The sequence below is a fragment of the Nostoc sp. genome (genome assembly GCF_036917515.1).
Classification (GTDB): domain Bacteria; phylum Cyanobacteriota; class Cyanobacteriia; order Cyanobacteriales; family Nostocaceae; genus Nostoc.
Map to the genome: position 1 here is coordinate 1 of NZ_JBALDE010000183.1, position 20,030 is coordinate 20,030.

General features: G+C 41.7%; 14 protein-coding genes. 5 read left to right on the plus strand and 9 right to left on the minus strand.

Annotated features, from left to right (window positions below):
* Positions 1–229, plus strand: a 229-nt coding sequence (locus V7K89_RS24330; protein WP_335191732.1) for a hypothetical protein, incomplete at its 5' end; no start/stop codon positions are given.
* A gap of 226 nt (positions 230–455) precedes the next feature.
* Here the strand turns inward: V7K89_RS24330 and V7K89_RS24335 are convergent.
* The gene (locus tag V7K89_RS24335; protein WP_335191734.1) at positions 456–1,808 is read right to left on the minus strand and encodes a pentapeptide repeat-containing protein; all 1,353 of its coding nucleotides are present in this window, start codon (positions 1,806–1,808) and stop codon (positions 456–458) included.
* Between the two features lie 30 nt (positions 1,809–1,838).
* Here V7K89_RS24335 and V7K89_RS24340 point away from each other — a divergent pair, with 30 nt between their 5' ends.
* Positions 1,839–2,006: a hypothetical protein gene (locus tag V7K89_RS24340; protein ID WP_335191736.1), complete on the plus strand. Its 168-nt coding sequence runs from the start codon at positions 1,839–1,841 to the stop codon at positions 2,004–2,006.
* Here the strand turns inward: V7K89_RS24340 and V7K89_RS24345 are convergent.
* From V7K89_RS24345 to V7K89_RS24360, 4 genes are all read right to left on the minus strand, one after another.
* Positions 1,990–2,829 (minus strand): GNAT family N-acetyltransferase, encoded by an 840-nt coding sequence (locus V7K89_RS24345; RefSeq protein WP_335191738.1) that lies wholly within the window; start codon positions 2,827–2,829, stop codon positions 1,990–1,992. The two genes, V7K89_RS24340 and V7K89_RS24345, sit on opposite strands and share 17 nt — an antisense overlap.
* A gap of 340 nt (positions 2,830–3,169) precedes the next feature.
* Positions 3,170–4,390 carry a geranylgeranyl reductase gene (chlP, locus tag V7K89_RS24350; protein ID WP_335191739.1) on the minus strand — a complete coding sequence of 407 codons (1,221 nt, stop codon included), beginning with the start codon at positions 4,388–4,390 and terminating at the stop codon, positions 3,170–3,172.
* Positions 4,391–4,581: 191 nt separating this feature from the next.
* On the minus strand, positions 4,582–5,223 hold the full coding sequence (locus V7K89_RS24355) for a hypothetical protein (protein WP_335191741.1): 642 nt from the start codon (positions 5,221–5,223) through the stop codon (positions 4,582–4,584).
* Between the two features lie 106 nt (positions 5,224–5,329).
* Positions 5,330–5,758 (minus strand): hypothetical protein, encoded by a 429-nt coding sequence (locus tag V7K89_RS24360; RefSeq protein ID WP_335191743.1) that lies wholly within the window; start codon positions 5,756–5,758, stop codon positions 5,330–5,332.
* 160 nt (positions 5,759–5,918) lie between these two features.
* Between V7K89_RS24360 and V7K89_RS24365 the strand changes: the two genes are divergently transcribed.
* The gene (locus V7K89_RS24365) at positions 5,919–6,935 is read left to right on the plus strand and encodes a sulfate/molybdate ABC transporter ATP-binding protein (protein ID WP_335191745.1); all 1,017 of its coding nucleotides are present in this window, start codon (positions 5,919–5,921) and stop codon (positions 6,933–6,935) included.
* 140 nt (positions 6,936–7,075) lie between these two features.
* Here the strand turns inward: V7K89_RS24365 and V7K89_RS24370 are convergent, their stop codons facing one another.
* Positions 7,076–9,892, minus strand: a complete 2,817-nt coding sequence (locus tag V7K89_RS24370; RefSeq protein WP_335191747.1) for a M16 family metallopeptidase — start codon at positions 9,890–9,892, stop codon at positions 7,076–7,078.
* 365 nt (positions 9,893–10,257) lie between these two features.
* On the opposite strand from V7K89_RS24370, the gene V7K89_RS24375 reads away from it, so the two are divergent.
* A complete protein-coding gene (locus V7K89_RS24375; RefSeq protein ID WP_335191749.1) occupies positions 10,258–10,725 on the plus strand; it encodes a hypothetical protein in 468 nt (155 codons plus the stop codon).
* A 336-nt stretch (positions 10,726–11,061) separates the two neighbouring features.
* On the opposite strand, the gene V7K89_RS24380 is transcribed toward V7K89_RS24375, so the two are convergent.
* Positions 11,062–11,304 carry a hypothetical protein gene (locus V7K89_RS24380; protein WP_335191751.1) on the minus strand — a complete coding sequence of 81 codons (243 nt, stop codon included), beginning with the start codon at positions 11,302–11,304 and terminating at the stop codon, positions 11,062–11,064.
* 128 nt (positions 11,305–11,432) lie between these two features.
* Between V7K89_RS24380 and V7K89_RS24385 the strand changes: the two genes are divergently transcribed.
* Complete coding sequence (locus V7K89_RS24385; RefSeq protein ID WP_335048855.1) at positions 11,433–11,972, plus strand: hypothetical protein; 540 nt, start codon at positions 11,433–11,435, stop codon at positions 11,970–11,972.
* Positions 11,973–12,037: 65 nt separating this feature from the next.
* Here the strand turns inward: V7K89_RS24385 and V7K89_RS24390 are convergent, their stop codons facing one another.
* Both V7K89_RS24390 and V7K89_RS24395 read right to left on the minus strand, forming a co-directional pair.
* A complete protein-coding gene (locus V7K89_RS24390) occupies positions 12,038–14,107 on the minus strand; it encodes a prolyl oligopeptidase family serine peptidase (protein ID WP_335191752.1) in 2,070 nt (689 codons plus the stop codon).
* A gap of 218 nt (positions 14,108–14,325) precedes the next feature.
* A complete protein-coding gene (locus V7K89_RS24395; protein WP_335191753.1) occupies positions 14,326–19,983 on the minus strand; it encodes a hybrid sensor histidine kinase/response regulator in 5,658 nt (1,885 codons plus the stop codon).
* Between the last annotated feature and the right edge of the window lie 47 nt (positions 19,984–20,030).

A 20,030-nucleotide genomic window follows, 5' to 3' on the forward strand; every position in this document is an offset into this window, starting at 1 on the left:
GTATCCGCAAGCAACTGGAGTACTTCCCTACCTTGCGAGCGGCAATGGAGTATGTTCTGAGTTTAGTGTCCTAACCAACCTGGCGGTTGCTATAGAAAATACAGGAACCTATCCCACTATTCTAAAAATCCCTACTTCTTTTCGTAAAATGTGCTTGAAAACCTTGATTTTTCATTTTCCGTTCTCAATAAGCTTAAACTTTTTAGCACAAATATTATTAGTGGGATAGGTTCAGTTAACACGATTGTTTTATCGCCACTGCTATTTATTGGCAGGTTTTACCTATCTCCCTTTCACCTCAAATTAGAGAAATCTATCGAGATTGAAACACAAGACAAGCAAACTATCATCAAAGGACGAATTGACTTCTTACTTCTCAATCAAAAATTTTGGGTAACAGTTATTGAGTCTAAACAGATTGGTGTTTTACTTCTGAATTCTGAATTTTACTATAACTATCTTCCCAACTTATTGGGGATACCTTCACAACCGCCAGGGATAGTAGCTCTAGTTTTTTCGCCACCCCAAGTGCAACAGTAGTTACGTGTAGACTCAGACATCCGTTGCACATTGGTGAAATCGGCATTTTCCACCACAGCGCCAGTTTGTTCGCCGATTTCATAATCTGGTGGTTCAGTGCGACTGCGGGGTGATGCTTTATCTACTACGCCATAGAATAGGCGAATCCCGTTGATGTCAGCACCATTGAAATTAGCATTATATAAAATTGTGCGGGAGAGGTTAGCTTTTACTAAATCACAACCAGACAGGTTAGCGCGAACAAGATTAGCTTCGCTGAGATCAGTCCAACGTAAATCAGTACCAGAAAGGTCAGCTGCGGCTAGCATTACGCCTAAATCAATGACGCGCACACCTTCGAGGCGGTCTTCTGCATATCCGCCAGTTCCATCAAGAATGGCTCGACCTAATAAGCGATCGCGTTTTAGAGGTGACAGCAATTTGGAACGTGATAGAAACCGGAGAATTTTCGCTTTCCCACTACCATCGACACTACTTAAAATTGCCGCAGTGCGTCCTTCAGCGATCGCTCTCTCTTGGGGCCAATCTTCTAATAATCCTTCTTCATCTAATACCAAGTCGGAAACGCCTTGAAAATAGGAATCAATCGTCTGTTGCTGGGTGATAATATTTTGTTGAACTGTTAACAGGTTTTGCTGAATTGTCAAGTCTTTAGAAATGACATATTGTCGCCATGCTACGTAAACAGCGATAATGGCGATGAGAATTTGCCCCAAAGCGCCAAACCATTCTGCTAGGGTTCCAGAAACATCCCAGTTAATTTGGCGTCCTAAAACAAGCAAGCGCTCGCCTACACCTGTGAATCTAATCAAACCGATGATGGCTACTATTAGTCCCAAAAAAGCCACAAACAGGGTGCGTTCTTGGGGTGAAAACCATTCGTCTAAAACTTCTTGCAACCAAGGCAATAATATCGCTAAGGATAACAACAAAGCCATCAGCGTTCCGATAATGCCAACGATCCAGTTATTGAGGATAATTCCAATGAAGGTGATGGCGATCGCGATTAGAGTAATCAGCAATGCCCTTGGCTTAACTATAAATTTCTTAGTAATGGGTTGCTTGAAGTCAGAACGGGCTTGTTGTAAAGCAATTGTCTGTTGCGGAGATTTCAAAGATGCGATCGCCGCTAGAGCTTGTTGTGTCGCTAGTACTTCTGAGCTTAGGTTGTTATCAGTTGCACTCCCGTCAAAGTCATCCGGTTGCAAATCGTTTTCGGGGGCTGGTTCTGGGGTTGGTAGATTAGAGGAATTGGATTCAATTGTCATGTTTTCTATTTTGCCCCCTCAATCCAGGTTATGCAGCGTTCCTACCGCAGTAAATTCTTAAAAAGCAGGCTGAAGATTATTCTGCTTGTCCTTTTGGCAACTACGACTATTGCCCTGACAGCCATTGCCAGACCTGTTACTCACCTGACTTTAACAGCCTGGAGCGATCGCTTTATTATGCTTACTCCTTTGAGGTGAATGAGTATTCGTGACAATCGCAAATGGGGCGGTATCCAATCGCTTGATAAATATGATTGGCTGTGGAATTGGCTGAATCTGCTATGAGGAGACAATGGTGGCATCCCTGGTCTAGCAGTTTTTGGCTTAACGCTATGACACAGGCAGTAGCATATCCTTTGCGACGATACTCTGGTGGTGTATAAGCTAAATTGATCCGACCAATTGTAGGTAACACTTGTTTACCAGATGCAACTGAAACTGGAGTGCTATCAACCCATAAGTAAGTATTTTGCTGTTTCAACTGATTATCTACTTGGTGTTCGACATCTTCGCTCACTGCCTGATTTATCTCAGATAAAAATGCAGAAAGCCACTCGATCAAAACAGAGCGATCGCTTTGAGTTGCCAGTCTGAGATATCCACTGGCGGTTGAGACTTTTGGCACTGCCGTTAATTGGTAAATTTTCATTACCACCGACCGTTGATAAAATTGTCCTGTCAGCGCTTGCCAAGTCTGCGAAAATATATCTGCTTCTTTAGCCAGTCCCATGCTTCCTGGCAGTTGCTCTTGACGTAAATCTTGAGCAATCAACCGCAAGGCATCCATATTCTGGGCTTTGGATAATATCAATTTTTGGGGTGGGGTGCGGATGGCAACAGCTAGTATCTCGCCACTTGTTTGGACAACTGCTAAATAAGGCTTACCCAAATAACGTTCTGGGTTATGCAACAAGGTATGCGAAATACTGAGCAAAACATTATTTTCTACCTGATGCTGGAGTAAGTAAGCCTGAGTACAGTGCCAGAATTCCTGAATATTGTTAAATCGATGTAGTTGCATGATTTGCCTAACCAAGTAAAGAGTTGTGCTATCTAGAACTACGAAAACTTACTAGTTTACATAAAGTACTAAATATGTGTTGTCTGAAAACTATGTCTTATGGGCAATACCCTGCGGGTACTCCCTTAGAGAACTCGTAGAGTGAGCGTAACTCTTGGAGACGCTTTGCAAATGTGTTTACATGAATTGCCCTGACAACATAAATCTATTTACTATCAAATGATAAAAATATATATTGTGGGGTGGGCATCTTGCCCGCCCTGATTCATGAGCGTGCAGGATGTCCACCCCACAAAATTGAGTGATATACTTGTTGTAATTTCCAGTGCTTTACACGCAATTAAGGTGCAAGGGCATTACCCCGAATGAGACTACCAATGGTTTTGGCAGTAATTTTTAGTTGGGTGATGGGATTCGCTGGGACAACCGTCTTATACAGATAGCTATCGAATGTTAGCCGTTGTACATCGAGGTCATCACACATTTCTACAAATGCCTCGCGGGTAGCATCAGAACGATAGAATACGCTTTGCAGAATGTCTAGCACTTTGTAAGTGAGTCCGTATTTTTTATCCCAACGCTTCAGGTAAACCTTCAGGTCGCCTTCTGTAGGAATACGGCTACCACTATTAGATGCTTCCACAATGGTTTCAGCACACATCCGCCCAGATTTAGCGGCAAAATAAATACCTTCACCAGAAGACTTGGTAACGTAACCAGCAGCATCTCCCACTAAAGCAATGCGACCGACAACACGACGGGGACGGGGATGTTCAGGAATGGGGTGGGCTTCGACTTTGATGATTTTACCGCCTGCCAACTTCTCCAAAGCACGGGCGCGGATACCAGCTTGTAACTGTTTGATGCTGGCTTTATTGATTTGCATCGTACCAGTACCAACAGCTACGTGGTCATATTTGGGAAAAACCCAAGCGTAGAAATCGGTAGAAACGTCATCACCGACATACATTTCGGCGAGGTCGTTATAATAGGCCATTTTGTCTTCGGGTAAGCGAATTCGCTCTTGGAAAGCGATCGCATAATTGTAATCCCCAGCGTCCATTTCTTTGGCAACCCGAGAATTAGCCCCATCTGCCCCAATAATTACATCCACTTTCAGAGTTTTGGCAATACCCTGTGATATACCTTCTGTATGGTCAACGTAATGAATAGTATACGGTTCAGTATTGTTTCCTGGTATATCGAGTTTATGAACAGTGGCATTAATTAAATTTGCGCCTACTTTTGCCGCGCGATCGCGCAAAAAGCCATCTAACACTTCCCGGCGGCACATTCCTATATATTCATCTTCATTTACCAGATTGATATCTACCTCCCGATTGGAAGGCGAAATCATTTTCATCTTCCGTACCCGGCGATCTATAATCTCTGGTGGTAAGTCAAATTCACTCACCATACATAAAGGAATTGCACCCCCACAAGGCTTTGCATTGTCTAGCTTGCGCTCAAATAGGTAGGTTTCAATCCCAGAGGCTGCCAGTGTTTCTGCGGCAGATGAACCAGCAGGGCCTGACCCAATAACAGCAACCCGTAGTGTCAAAGGTCTTTCTCCCAATCTTCACATTTACCGAGAGCATACTACCACGGTCTTTCTAGTGATTTGGCGCTTTACCTTCAGGTTTCTGCTTAAATGCAATATTCCTTAATGTTTCGATACAAAAAAGAGATTAGGAATCAGGAACTTGGTTAATGGATAATTTTTGTAAACCAACTCAATTACCACCCAAAATATTAATCGTTATAAGGTTGTGGATCGAGAATCTCTATATCACCAGGTGATATTTCCCTTAGTCCACCAGTTGGAAATAAGTCTTCTGGATTGAGAATTTCAACGATTATTTTAGAACCATGACTACCCAATTGATATCCACCAAAAACTGCATATTCACCTGTACTCTTGATTCTTAAAATTAACTTGTAAACTTGCCCTGAAGTCTTAACAGCTTTGTACTCTTCACCTAACATCTGTTTCTCCTTATGCAAAAGCTCTTTTAGCAATCTTGCAGCCCGATCATTACCTTTTGGTAAAAATTTGGGCAACCAGTATGAAGCTTTACGTACTTTCTGAGGATGTTCTGATAATTTGTCAGATAGGATGTCTATAACACGTTGGAAGCCAAGACGCGGGAGTAAATACTTTACCCAAAGTTCTATTTCACTAGCATTTGCTTCTGCTACTCCTCGCTCAAGCAGAATCTCAAAATATCTTTTATTCTTCAGTATGGAATTAGCTAACTTTAGACCGATGACAGAATCTCGATCTAAGATAGCGTTGATCTCATCGAACTGAGCTTCCTCTGATAAACTCATCAGCCTCTTTTGTAAAGCTTTATGGTCTTCAAAATCTTTATCAGCAATAAATCGGCTAATCATATTCTTTATACCTATTAATATATGATAATCTTTATGCTCCGATTTAATTACATTCCAATGTTACCAAATACCATCTTCTATCTATCATGATAGAGGCTGTTTTGTCTTAATCATTACCAGAGATTAAATTGAGATTAATTATACTTTTGAATTGACCAGGCTCAAAAAGTTCTTGAGGTAGTAAATCTGCGTTACTTATGGATTCAGCGTTAGGTCGATAATGTCCAGATTCATTAGTCCACTTGCGGAGGATGCCTCTATTAGTGCGTCCTGAAAAGTAAAGCCGACCAGCGTATTTTACATCTTCTCCCTTTGCTAAATCTATATGACCAATTGCTCTATCTGCAACCCTAGCACTGGCTCTACGAATAAACACTATTCCTTCTAGAGTAACAATAAAATTATAGACTCCTGATGCGGTGCGTTCTTCGCGTTTGTATCTAACCTCTCGCCATTTTCCTTGCTTAACAACAAGCCGCGATCTTTGGATGATTCTTGGCAAGTCTTCGGGAAACAGGTTAGGAAATATCTTCAACCCCAAGATTCCTCACACTTTGCTTCTGATTGTAGCTTCCTCAATTGCAGCAGTTGCGGTAGCTAAATCTTATTCATGCATAAATAATGATATATGGTATATGTAAGACACAGTAATCCTACCAAGGATCTGTAGATTTAGTTGCAGAGGTATAGTAGCAGTGGGTATAGTAGTTGAGAACGTCTCCAAACAATTCGGGAGTTTTAAGGCAGTTGATCAGGTCAGCCTGGAAATTAAGAGTGGTTCGCTAGTTGCATTACTTGGGCCATCGGGATCAGGAAAATCTACCCTACTACGGTTAATTTCAGGTTTAGAAATGCCAGATAGCGGCAAAATCCTGCTTACCGGTAAGGACGCTACATACCAAAGCGTGCAACAGCGCAATATTGGCTTTGTATTTCAGCACTATGCCTTATTCAAACATCTGACTGTCAAGCAGAATATTGCTTTTGGCTTAGAAATTCGTAAGGCACAGCCAAAGAGGATTAAGGGGCGAGTAGAACAGTTGCTGGAATTGGTGCAATTGACTGGACTAGGCGATCGCTATCCATCACAACTTTCTGGTGGTCAAAGACAACGGGTAGCTTTAGCAAGGGCATTGGCAGTAGAACCGGAAGTTTTATTGCTAGATGAACCTTTTGGCGCCCTTGATGCTAAAGTTCGCAAAGACTTACGGGCATGGTTACGCCGCCTCCATGATGAGGTTCATGTTACCACAGTTTTCGTTACCCACGATCAAGAGGAAGCAATGGAAGTTTCCGATAAGGTTGTGGTGATGAATAAAGGACGTGTGGAACAAGTGGGGACACCAGCAGAAATTTACGATAATCCCGCCACTGCATTTGTGATGAGTTTTATCGGCCCGGTGAATGTGTTACCCAGCACCTCGAAGATTTTTCAAAGCAGCGGGTTTAATGCGCCACACCCACAAGTCTTTTTGCGTCCGCAAGATGTGATTTTAGAAAAGGCTGCTAACGGTACTACTACACCTGCAACAGTAAGCCGATTGATACATTTGGGTTGGGAAATTCAGGTAGAATTAACTTTCGATGATGGACAAGTATTGACGGCGCATTTAACACGCGATCGCTTTAATGACTTAGAGTTAGAACCTCTACAGCGAGTGTATGTGAAGCCAAAGGATGCAAAGTCCTTTCCAGTGTCTTATTCAATTTGAAAAGGGCAGAGGGCAGGAGTCAATATTAGCTAATCCTAAGTTATTCATAAATAATGAGATGCCCGATTTCTTAAAGAAGTCGGGCATCTCAGCCTGGGAATTTTTCCCAATCACATAGGATTGCTGTATATCTGATGTAATTAGTTGCCTTTGGTTACAGCATCTTCAGGGCCAGCAGTGACAATCACCAGATTTTCTGGCTTAATTAAATTTTCAATTGCCTTTTGTGTATCAGCCATAGTAACTGCTTGAATCCGCTGAGGAAACTCTCGGATTTCTGAGCGTGAAAGCCCTAAAACAGCATTATCCAAAATGATATCTGATACATTACTAGGATTAGCTAAATCCACAGGGTAGCCATTAGTAATTGAGCGTTTTGCTGCGTTGAATTCAGCTTCAGTAACTCCTTGCTCGCGTAACTGTTTTAGTAAAGCCAGAGTACTGGCGATCGCTTTTTGAGCATCTCCAGGAGCAGTTTGCATTTGAATCAAGAAGGGCCCCGGATTGATTCCGGCGGCAAAACCACTATATATACCATAAGTTAGACCTTGGCGATCGCGCACTTCCGTACCGAGGCGGCTGGCTAAGGTATCACCACCCAAAATTTGATTTAGCACTAGTGCCGCATAATAACGCGGATCTTTCCGAGAGATGCCGTTGTAGCCGATGTATGTCACAGCCTCAGCTTTACCGGGAATTACTTTGCTTAGTTGTGTCAAAGTTTGCGGAAATGGTACGGTTTGAATTTTGAGAACAGGTGGCTTACCTGTGGCTTGCCATTTACCAAACACCTCATTTAGCAAAGCTTTTACCTTAACTTGATCGAAGTCTCCAACTATTGCGATCGTTGTGGTATCCGGTCGGTAGTGTGTCTGATAGAAACCAAGCAAATCATCACGAGTAATAGTCTTTAAACTCTCGGCTGTGGGAAAGCTGTGGAATGGATGATTTTCAGGATAAATTGCCTGTTGAAATACTTGTCTTCCCAAACCTCTAGGGTCATCTAGCTGGACTTTCAGGCTTGTCAGCGCCCTTTGGCGACTCAGTTCTAACTGATCGGCGGGGAAAGTGGCGTTTTCTAACACATCTGCCAGAGTTTGAATCAATATTGGCAGATTTGCTGAAAGTCCCTCACCACTAATGTTAGTTCCCTCGCGGCTAGCACTGAAGCTCAAATCGGCTCCCAGGTCTTCTAAGGTTTTTGCTAAGGTCAGAGCATTTTTAGTCTGCGTCCCATTCATTAAGTTATTTGCAGTTAGATTCGCTAATCCAGCTTTTTGATTGCCATCAAATTCAGCACCAGCGTCAATTTGTCCGCTCAGGTTAATGGTGGGAAGGTTGCGATCGCTCAACAGCAGAACCTTCAAACCATTCTTTAAGGTAAACTCTTCTGGTAGTGATTGTTTATTAGAATCTGTCTCTGATGTAGCAGGTGGCAAATATTTTGCCAGTTCTGCTGGATCTACAGGCTTACCAGGGCTGAAATTTTCCACCGTACGTCCAGAGCCAGCGTTAGAACTCCCTGGTTTACCATCTGGTTGAGTCGGCTCAAAGAAGCCGATAGTTTGTTGAGCCGGATTGAGGTAAGTTTTCGCTGCTTTCTGAACTTGAGCAGGGGTAACTTTAGCGATCGCAGCCAGATACCTTTCAATAAAATGATAATCTCCTGCGATCGTTTGGTTATATCCCAGTTGATTAGCTTGACTAGTGATATCTTGGTTTCCCAAAATATACGAGGCTTGCAGTTGCGTCTTCGCTCGGTTCAACTCTTCTGAGGTGACAGGTTGCTGTTGCAATTTTGCGAAAGATTCCTGGATTACCTGGGCGATTTTACCCAACTCTTGACCGGGAGCCGCTGTAGCATTAATTTCATACCAACCCGGTTCGATCAGTTCAGCAGCACCGCCACTCACTGAACTCGCCAGTCCAGATTCCACCAAAGCCTGATAAAGCCTAGAGCTACGCCCACCTGTGAGAATAGCATCCATCAAATCAATTGCCGGAACATCAGGATGTTTGATATCTGGCAAAGGATACACTGCTTGCAATAATGCTGCACTTCCAGGTTGCTTGAGGACAATCGGCGCTTTTTTAGTAACAGGGGTAGATGAGGAAGCGTCGCCAATGGAAGAAGATGCCGAGGAATTATCAATTGCTCTGCTGGCATTATGGAGTGGCGTATTCTTTTTTGGTCGTTGCGATAACTTACCAAAAGTTTCTTGGACAACTTTGAGTGCAGGTTTTGTGGCAAAATCTCCGGTAATGACCAACGTGGCATTTTCTGGGCTGTAGTAGGTTTGGTAATAATTCCGTACCTGCTCCACCGTGAATTTTTCTACATCGGCTTTTGTGCCTCCCACCGATAAACCATAGGCTCGATTGGGGAAAGCAGTTCGCATCACTGCCTTACTCAGGCGATAACCTGGTGAATTTTCGTACCCCTGTAACTCAGAGATCACTACCCGCTTTTCACTGGTGAGTTGTTCAGGCCCAACTAAGGAGTTTTCCATGCGATCGGCTTCCAGTGTCAGCAGTGCTTCTAATTTGTCTCGCTGCACTGTGCCAAAGTAAGCTGTTTCGTCATAACTAGTAAAAGCATTGAACTGGCTACCCAAAGCACTAAACAACCGTCCAAACTGTACTGGACGGTCATTTGTGCCTTTGAACATCAAATGTTCTAGCTGGTGAGAAATGCCATTCTCTCCCTTCACCTCGTTGCGCGAACCAACTTTATACCAAACTTGCACACTCACCACTGGAGCGGTATGAACTTCTTTGGTTAGTACCGTTAAACCGTTGTCTAATACCGTTTTTTGCACTCCTTGAGTGAGTGAGAGAGCAGAGACAGGTGTGACTGTTGTTGGTGTTGCAGCATTAGTGAAATTGCCTGACAAAGGCACGATACTTAAAAGAAGGCTGAGGAAAAATCCTAGAAGCATGTACGATCGCCGTTTCATAAGCAATACAAAATTTCCAATTTTAAAATAAAACCCCAAAGGGTATTTCAAAATCTAAATCTAACTCAAGTTACTAGTAGACTGTGGCGGAAGTTTGCCTACCTTTAACAAGTCGCTCAAGCAATTTGTTTGGTTAATTGAGATGGTAAGCTGGATTTATTTCGTTAAATCTACTGAGGTTAATCAGGTTTGTAGATAAAATTTTTACGCAATCTCAGAAATTATTACAAGTAAGTATATTAACAACCTTTACAATGTGTTCCATTTGACACGATTTTCGGAATATGCTTTTTTAAAATTGATTTGATGCCTGTTGTAATTCCATTAGAGCAGGTATCTCCGTCAAAGCAACAACTTTTTGAGAGATGCAAACAACAAACTTAATTGGATCGTTTACATTAGGTATGCTGTTAACAGCAATACCTGTATTATCAGCTCAAGCCTCAGAAGCAGTACCAAACTTATACCAGTTTCAAGGTAAGAATGTCAGCATTACTTACTCAACGACAAGCTTTATTGGCAAGCCTCTTTTTACTTATAAAGATAAGCAACAGACATTAAACTTTCAAGGGACTGAGCAGATCCGTAGTGTAGAAACAGAAATTGGTACACTAGTAACTGTAACTATCCGTAAGACAGTAGATAGTGGCAACACCGTGTTTACCTTGGTCTTACCGCGTGTAAAGCTTGGAAAAAGCATCTCAGCGCCAGTTCAAACTAAGGGAATCACAACAACAAACCTCTTTTCTGTGATTCCTAAATTCAACCAGGGGCAAAGACAAACCTATACAACAATCGATTTGACTGGTACAGCCCAATCTGTCGCATTTTAACTATATAAGAAGGATAAAGATATTAAACTTTTGCTTAGATGGAGCAAAACATTAAGGGTGAAAGGAAATAATTGTTTACCTTCACCCTTTGCCAAGATTAATATCGTGTCATTTATGAAATAGATAAGAATTTAAATCAATAAACGATTATTTTAATTCAGCATCGAAGTAGAGTTGCTGGATAATTTTAAGATATCTCATAAAAATAGCTAATTTAGGCGATCGCTCCTCTTCTCTAGAATTACCGTTTAATTTGTTTAGGAAACTTAGGAACTAACAAAGATGCCCTAATTTCCCTTGTTCATTATAAAATTTCATTTGACCTTGTTCATTACATCACCATACTTCAATAGCTTGAGCTGATAAATATAAATTTCTTTTAAATTCTATTTCTTCCAAAGTGTTACCAGTTGATTTTACTCCTATACAAATTTCTGGTGCAATAGACGCTGATACTTCATCTTCAATTTGAAAAAATCGTTCTTTTGAACACCAGACAATATCAGCAACTTTCACACCGTCTGATGTGTTGATAGCACACTCTGGCATTACTTCTCCTGTATTTAATAAAGATTCCAATAAATTCACTCAAGCGTATTGCAGTATAAAGAGGTTTGATTTTTAATACCTATTACTGCAATTTAGGGATAATTCTAGGGAACCATATAACTGTAGTTTTCACTCCTGCTTTCTCACGTAATTCTTTTATGGCTCAAAGTTTATCTCCAAAAATCCAACTCACGACACCAATCAAAGAAGCTTCTTTAGAAACAACTGGTAATTATTTAAATATTAAATACCTCAAGCTTGTCAATCATACTGTTAGTGGAAGAAAACACTGGTCTTACAAAGAATATTGTAAAATTGATGCTCCTCCCTTCTATTTACATTGGGCAATGAACGAAGACAAGAAGAAAGGAATAAGCGAAGAGGAAATCAATAAGATATTGGCACGAAAAGAAAAGGATGCAAAGAGAGCAGTTCAAGGCGATCGCATTCTCTTGTGCCAAAACCATTACAATCATGGTCATCGCGTAACTCATGTGGTGGAAACAGTTATTTCCACTGCTGAGAAGACAGATCGGATGTGGACACGCCTAGTTCAGGTAGTTTGGGTTGCACAAGATCCTTGGGAATATGCACCAGAGACAAAAAATGTCATTGGTGACAAGTTTTTATTCAAAGGTGGTAACTTGATCAGTGCTAATGCTCCCTCAATTGTTCTGAATTTAGATGCACTGAAATAATTGAGCTTATGGAAATAATGTGGTGCGTTACACTGCGTCAACGCACCCTACAAATAAATCAACCTTTAAACTTCTACATTCAAAGTCCGCACCAAAAAAGCCCATTTGTCTGCGGCTTCTTCGATAATTTTAGCCGTGGGTTTACCTGCGCCATGTCCTGCTTTAGTCTCAATTCTAATTAGCGTTGGCGCATCACCTGCGTGAGCCTCTTGTAAAGCTGCGGCAAATTTGAAACTATGAGCAGGGACAACGCGATCGTCATGATCGGCTGTGGTAATTAAGGTTGCTGGGTAAGCTGTATCTGGTGTGATGTTGTGTAATGGTGAATAAGCATACAGTGCGGGAAACTCTTCTGGATTATCTGCTGAACCATATTCGGAAGTCCAAGCCCAACCGATGGTAAATTTATGAAACCGCAACATATCCATAACGCCGACTGCTGGTAAAGCTGCACCAAATAAATCGGGACGTTGCGTTATACAAGCACCCACTAATAAACCGCCGTTACTACCACCTGCGATCGCTAGCTTCTCAGTTTTAGTATACTTGTTAGCAATCAACCACTCAGCAGCTCCAATAAAGTCATCAAAGACATTCTGCTTTTTATCCTTCATTCCTGCTTGATGCCATTCTTCACCGTATTCTCCACCACCGCGGATATTAGGCATAGCATAGACACCACCCATCTCCATCCACACCAACAAACTCACAGAAAAGCCAGGTGTCATTGAAGCATTAAAACCGCCATAAGCATAGAGATAAGTAGGGTTATTTCCATCTAATTTAATGCCCTTTTTGCACGTAATAAACATTGGTACTCTAGTACCATCTTTGCTGTGATAAAAGACTTGTTTTGTCTGGTAATCATCAGGATTAAAATCTACCTGCGGCTGGCGGAAAACCTCACTTTTTCCTGTCACCATGTCATAGCGATAAATAGTGCCTGGTATGGTAAAGCTGGTAAAACTATAAAAAGTTTCAGTATCATAACGCTTACCTCCAAAGCCTCCGGCTGAACCGAGTCCGGGTAGTTCTACCTCTCGAATAAACGCACCTTTGAGGTCAAAAATTTTGATTTGACTGTGAGCATCTTTGAGGTAATCAGCAACGAACTGATTGTTAAGTATACCGACACTTTCCAATGTTTCCGCAGATTGGGGAATGATTTCTTGCCAATTTTTGGGTACAGGGTTTTTCGCGTCAATCGCAATAACCCTTCCCCTTGGTGCATTTAAATCTGTACGAAAATAAAAGACATTATCATCATTGTCTATAAAGCTATAATCTGCCTCAAATTGGTTAATTAGTTCTACAACTTCCGCATTAGGGTTAGTTAAATCTTTGAAGAAAACCAAATTTTTAGAGTCAGTACCTAGCCAAATCGAAATTATTAGATAACGTCCATCTTCAGTAACGCCACCACTAAAACCCCATTCCTTTTGGTCAGGACGATGGTAAATTAGTACGTCTTCTGATTGAGGTTTACCTAGTTGATGATAGTAGAGCTTTTGATAATAGTTGACATCTTCTAATTGAGTTTTTTCATTTGGTTCATCGTAGCGACTGTAGAAAAAACCTTGATGATCGTGTGTCCAAGATGCGCCAGAAAATTTAATCCACTTCAGATAATCTTGGAGGTCTTCACCAGTTTCAACATCGCGGACTTTCCACTCTTGCCAATCAGAACCAGAGGAGGATAAACCATAAGCTAAAAGTTTACCATCCTCGCTAATCGACAATCCTGAAAGAGCAACAGTGCCATCTTCTGAGAGTTTATTGGGATCAAGTAAAACTTTGGGTTGATCCTCAAGGGTTTTCAAGGTGTAAAGGACACTTTGATTTTGCAATCCGTCATTTTTGAAATAAAAGTAGTGATCGCCTTCTTTAAAAGGGATACCATATTTTTCATAATCCCAAAGTTTGGTAAGGCGCTGTTTAATTTTTTCCCTAGCAGGAATTTCACTCAGGTAGCCAAACGTAACTTGATTTTGTGCCTCAATCCAAGTTCTTGTTTCTTCAGAGTCAGAATCTTCTAACCAACGATAAGGGTCTGCAACTAAAGTACCGTGGTAATTATCAGCTTGATTGCTCTTATGGCTGGTTGGGTAAGTAAGAGATTTTTCAGAAGAAGGCATAGTCTTAGGTCAAAGTGCTTCTTTACATACTACAAAGATAGACCCAAGACTTGGGGTTATACACTCTAATTGTTCTCAAAGAGAAAGCCCCAGTTTCTGGTGGGGCCAATACGTGCTATTGATCTCTATAGAACAATTGTACTATAAAAACTAGTATCAGCTTTAACGAAATTAGAAGCGTGTAAAGTTTTCTCTAAAATCTAAGTCTTTTGGTTGGTTTAGCTAACGAGTTTCTCTCCTTTCAGCATCCGCGCTGCGGCTTCAAGTAGAGCTTCTTCAAGATAAGGCTTGGTAAAGTAGCCACTAGCACCGAGTTGAGCGGCAATTTGTCTGTGTTTGTCTGCACCCCGCGAAGTGAGCATAGCGATCGGTAAGTGGTTGAGGTTGGAGTCTTTCTGGATGCGAGAGAGTAACTCTAGACCATCGCAACGGGGCATTTCGATGTCGCAAAATACGATATCGCAAGGCAGACCGGAGCGGAGTTTATCCCAAGCTTCCTGACCGTCACGCGCCTGTTCTACGCGATAACCTGCTTTATTAAACGTTAGGGAGAGCAGTTCTCGGACTGTAATCGAGTCATCAACAATCAGCACTGTCGGGTCAATCTTTGTAGGAGAGGTATCTGGGGGAGTAGTTTTCTGTTGCCAAGAATTGCCACCAGTTTGTGTAGAAATCCGTCCTTGGAAGATGTCAATTATTTCCAGTACGTCAGCAATGGGCATAATCCGACCATCGCCCAAGACTGTAGCACCAGCTACACCAATGGGTTTAGGTGCTGGACCTTCAAATTGCTTAATTACAATTTCTTGTTCGCTCAATACCAGGTCAATCTGTAGAGCAATCAGGGTATTTGCCGATCGCACCACAACCACAGAAACCATATCATCATCTCTGGTGCCGCCATAGACATTACCGCGACTGATTTGGCGATTGAAGGTTAAAAGTTCCTTCAGAGGTCGGAATGGTAGCACCGTATCGCGCCAAGAAATAAATGATTGCCCATTGGCATCATGCTGAATATTTTTGACTGGTATATCTAGCGTATCTTCTACACCATCCATCGGGAAGGCAATTCTGGCGCGATCGGAGACGCAGCAGAGAGCTTTACAAATACTTAGAGTCAGTGGTAAACGAATGGTGAAGGTGGTTCCCTTGCCGATCGCAGAATCAGTGTTAACTGTTCCCCGAATTTCGCTAATTTCGGAGCGCACTACGTCCATACCCACACCACGACCGGAAATTTCATCGGCTTGGTCTTTGATCGTAAAACCAGACTGGAACAGCAGATCGTAGACTTCTAGACGAGACATAGCTTTTGCCTGCGCTTCTGTAATCATGCCAATCTTCACCGCCTTAGCCTTAACTCTTGCAGAATCGATACCTGCGCCATCATCGCCTACAGAAATGATCGTTTGGTTGCCTTGGTGGAAGGCACGGATAGTAATGATTCCTACAGTTGGTTTACCAGCAGCTTGCCTCTCTTCTGGCCTTTCAATGCCGTGAGCGATCGCATTATTCAACATGTGAGTCAGTGGATCGGTAAGATGATCCAAAATCATCTTGTCAATTAAGGTATCGCCACCTTCGATCACCAACTCTACTTGTTTGCCACACTTAATGGCGTTGTCGCGCACTCCTCGCCGCCAGCGATCAATAGTTTGAGCAAAAGGCACCATTCGCGCTCTAGTTAATCCCTCTTGTAACTGGGTGGTTACTTGGCGGAACTGTCTGGCGACTCGTTCGGTTTCTTCGGTAACAAAATCAATGTCACTAGCCGACTCACGCACGCGTACAATCCGCTCAATCATCTGCTGTGAGAGTGTATGGAAGGGGGTAAAACGATCCATTTCTAGCTCGCTAAAACCCCTGTCAGCATTGGAATCAGAGGCTTGTAAGCCGGAGTCTTTCTTTTTACGTCCAGCTAACAGAGACGCTTCCAGTAGCGATCGCTCATACAACTCCTGCATCCTTGCACCTACATCTGAGAGTTGTTGTACCTGAATCAGCAAGTTATCCAATGACTGTCGCAGTCGTTCATGATCCTGTTCTAAGGTATTGCGGTTTACCACCAACTCCCCAACTAAATTACTCATATCGTCCAGTTGCTTAACTGGAACCTTCATCGTTTCTTCAAATCTCGCAGCCCGACGAGTAGAGGGGCCAGTAGTTTTGTTAGTGTTCGATTTTACTACAGTAGAATGGGATATTGTTTGATTCGCTTCTGCCAGCAACTTCTCTAAGTCACCAAATTCGTCTTTTATGGGTGGTGATGGAATAGCATTTTTAGCTAAGACTGGTTGAGTGTTGAAAGGCTGGCGTTGGCGTGGCCCGTCGTAGACATTGCTGTTGTTATCTGTACTTAGCAATTCTTCCAGAGCAGCAAAATCTACTTCTGGTATCTTCTTAGCTTTGGGGATAGGTGCTACTTCCTCTCCTAATAATGCTGCCAAGTCTGCAAATTCATCTTCTTGAGCAACTATTTCAGTGGTTTTTGTAAACAATAAATTATTTTCAACAACTGTGTTTTCTCTTAGATCAAAGGTAGTTTCTAAATTATTATTTTCCTCATTTTCTAAAACTTCTGGGCTTGGCTGGGCTGAATCTGAAGTTTTTCTCAAACTGATAGTTTCTGATAGTTCATCCACAGTATTCTCTATGGTGTCCATCTGAATATAGGTCAATTCATTTGTTGCAACATCTTCAAACAGCAGTTGTGGATTTTCATCGAAAGAGCCAAACAAATCACCTAGCTGTTCTTCGGGTGATACTGAATTTGAACTTTCTCCAAAGCTGACGGTTTTTGATAGTTCATCTACAGTATTCTCTGTGGTGTCCACCTGAATATAGGTCAATTCATTTGTCGCGACGACTTCAAACAGCAATTGTGGATTTTCATCGAAAGAGCCAAACAAATTACTTGGTTCTTCTTCAGGTGATGCTGAATCGGAATTTTTCCCAAAACTGATGGTTTCTGATAGTTCATCCACAGTATTCTCTGTGGCGTCCATCTGAGTATAGGTCAATTCATTTGTCGCAACGACTTCAAACAGCAGTTGTAGATTTTCATCGAAAGATCCAAACAACTCATCTAGCTGTGCTGGAGAAAATTCTGAATTTGAAGTTTCCCTATAACTGACTGTTTCTGATAGTTCATCCACAGTATTCTCTGTGGTGTCCATCTGAATATAGGTCAGTTCATTTGTCGCGATGACTTCAAACAGCAATTGTGGATTTTCATCGAAAGAGCCAAACAAATTACTTGGTTGTTCTTTAGGTGATGTTGAATCGGAATTTTCCCCAAAACTGACGGTTTCTGATAGTTCATCCACAGTATTCTCTGTGGCGTCCATCTGAATATAGGTTAATTCATTTGTAGCAACATCTTCAAACAGAAGTTGTGAATTCTCATCAAAAGAGCCTAATGAATTAACTTCCAGATCAACAGCAGATATGTCTGGTGTCTGATTAGTAAATTCTGGAACAAAATCTAAAGATTCTGGTTGTTGTGGTCTGAGAATTTCTTCCCCTGGATGCGGCGTTAACAAAGGCATTTCAGGTGTGGAGATATCGTTGATTATAGGAGAAATAGTTAAGATACTTGATGTTAATTCATCAAATAAATTATCTCCAGAATCTGATGATAATATCAAATCTAGCTGTTCTTGATGCTGGAAATTGATATCAAAATCTTCTTCTATATCAAAACTGGCTATAGGAGAAGGTATAGACTGCTGATTATCAGCAAAAATATCATCAGCCGCCGCAGTAAACAAACTTTCATCTAACGCCCTTTCCAGATTCTGCTCAATTAAGGAATCGAATTCGTCCTTTTTTTCTGTAGTTCTCTGGTTCCAGAAGTTGCTCAGATCATTTTCTGATTGAGAAAACTCAGGTTCTGTTATTGGAGGTGTATCAAATAAATCACTGATTTCTGATTCACTTGTCGATAGTTGTGGCTGTTCTTCCATTTCAGCAAACAAGTTGTCCAAAGACATGTCTGTTGGCTGAGATAATTTTATGTAGTCATTAGGGGTAATTTCTTCTACCCAATTTGCATTTTTAGTTTCTAAGAATAAGTTATCAAAATTGTTTTGTTGATTGGTAGATAATTCCAAACTGTTGAACGGTTTAGTTTCTGGTTGAGTGACTTTGCTTGTTGGCAATAGTTCATCATCATCTAACCCCAGTGTCAAGAAATCTTCGAGTTCACTATTTTGGACAATTTTGTTATTAGTCTGGTTTGTATCACTAGGAATATCAATAAATTCTTGTAAAATTTCGGAAGAAGATGAGTCTAAATTTATCTCAAATTCATTAATATTGCTCAACTCTAGAGGCGTAGCAGATATTTGTTGATTTTGCAGTTCTGAATTATCTTTTTCTAGGAAATGGTCGCCAAATAACAGGGATAAATCTTCTGTTGTGGCTGTGGTTGTTGGGTGCAACGCGTTGCTTATATCTTCATTAAAGGAGAGTAAATCAGATAAATCGTTATGAGCCTCTTCAGCCTCAGTGCTGCTCAAATCAATTCCAAAGTCATCGATAGCAACGATATCTAAGGTTTCTTCTTGATGCCAACTTTCATCTAGTTCGGGAGTCTCACCGTCAAATAAATCAGCAAGAGTATTTAACTCAGCTATTCCTACCTCTGGCCCATTGGGGTCAAGATTGTTACTGATTGGATGTGCTTCGTCATGTGTGGTGAAAGTAAGACAAGTGTTTCTACTTTCGTTTAGTGGTGTTCCTTGTAACTGAAGGGAGGGGTGTTCGCTACTATCATTGTCTAAATTCAGTTCTTCAGTTGTCTGGGCTAACGCCTTGGTGTTACCAGATAGAATTGGCTCTGATTCTGTCAAAGCCGCAGGCTGCTCATCAAATAAATCAGGGGTAATTTCTAATAACTCAATTTCTGCAAAGTTCAAAAGTGCTTCTAGTTGCTGACTAATTGCAATTTCGGCTTCTCTACCTTGCAGGACTAATTCTTGAGCTTGTTTGATTTCAGTAATGACAATTTTAGCTAAAGTCAGATAAGTATTTTCAGGATTGCCGATCGCACTGGCTGCTGCTTGACACAAACCACACCACTTGGACAAATTCCAAGTTTCACCAAGTTTAACTAACTGGTGACAGCATTGCTGGAGGTTTTGCCGAGTTGAGGGTGTTGTAGTTTGCTTAAATAATTGCAACATTTCCCGCAGTGTTTGCAGCACTTGGGACTGAAACTCGCTCCAATTATTATTTTCTTTAGCAGTAACTGGCGATAGCGCAGCGTTAGCGAGTCCGCGAGCGTCTAGCACCTCTTGGGTTACTACCGAGTCTGGAGATTCCTGATGGGTGTCTTCTACCAGATCGGGAATATCTCGCCGCAGGAAAAGTTCTGTTTGTGTGGAGACATTTTCTATAGAGGTTGTAGGTTCTGTTGCGTCAGGACTGCTGGCTACTCCACTCTTTCCTTGTTCTACAAGTAGTTCCAGATGCTGATACAGCCATTGAAAGACTGGCTCAGTTTCTGACATCAAAGTATTAGCTGCATCTTCAGAAAGACCATAAGGCCCACTCAAATGCTCTAACAGCGATTTTAGAGTATCAGATACACCAAGAAATAAAGACTCTAACTTTTGGTCAATCTGAACCGGATTATCTTTAAGAACTTTGAAACAATCTTCCAGACGGTGGGAGGTATGCTGAATGCTAGTTAATCCAAGCATCGCCGCTCCACCTTTGATGGAGTGAGCCGCCCGGAAGACCTCACTGATCATTTCCGGGTCGTTCAGGGTACCCTCTAAATTCAGTAAGCCCTGCTCAATGGTATTTAGGTGATCCCTGGCTTCTTCAATAAAGTAACCCAAAATCCGCTGTTGTTGTTCCGGCAGCATAGCAAAAGTTATGAGTTATGAGTTATGTAGTTATGAGTTATGAGTTA

Bases quoted from the DNA above. Each gene is read 5' to 3' on its own strand.
- V7K89_RS24335 (WP_335191734.1), bottom strand. From the start codon at position 1,808: ATGACAATTGAATCCAATTCCTCTAATCTACCAACCCCAGAACCAGCC.
- V7K89_RS24340 (WP_335191736.1), top strand. From the start codon at position 1,839: ATGCAGCGTTCCTACCGCAGTAAATTCTTAAAAAGCAGGCTGAAGATT.
- V7K89_RS24345 (WP_335191738.1), bottom strand. From the start codon at position 2,829: ATGCAACTACATCGATTTAACAATATTCAGGAATTCTGGCACTGTACT.
- V7K89_RS24355 (WP_335191741.1), bottom strand. From the start codon at position 5,223: ATGATTAGCCGATTTATTGCTGATAAAGATTTTGAAGACCATAAAGCT.
- V7K89_RS24370 (WP_335191747.1), bottom strand. From the start codon at position 9,892: ATGAAACGGCGATCGTACATGCTTCTAGGATTTTTCCTCAGCCTTCTT.
- V7K89_RS24375 (WP_335191749.1), top strand. From the start codon at position 10,258: ATGCAAACAACAAACTTAATTGGATCGTTTACATTAGGTATGCTGTTA.
- V7K89_RS24385 (WP_335048855.1), top strand. From the start codon at position 11,433: ATGGCTCAAAGTTTATCTCCAAAAATCCAACTCACGACACCAATCAAA.
- V7K89_RS24390 (WP_335191752.1), bottom strand. From the start codon at position 14,107: ATGCCTTCTTCTGAAAAATCTCTTACTTACCCAACCAGCCATAAGAGC.
- V7K89_RS24395 (WP_335191753.1), bottom strand. From the start codon at position 19,983: ATGCTGCCGGAACAACAACAGCGGATTTTGGGTTACTTTATTGAAGAA.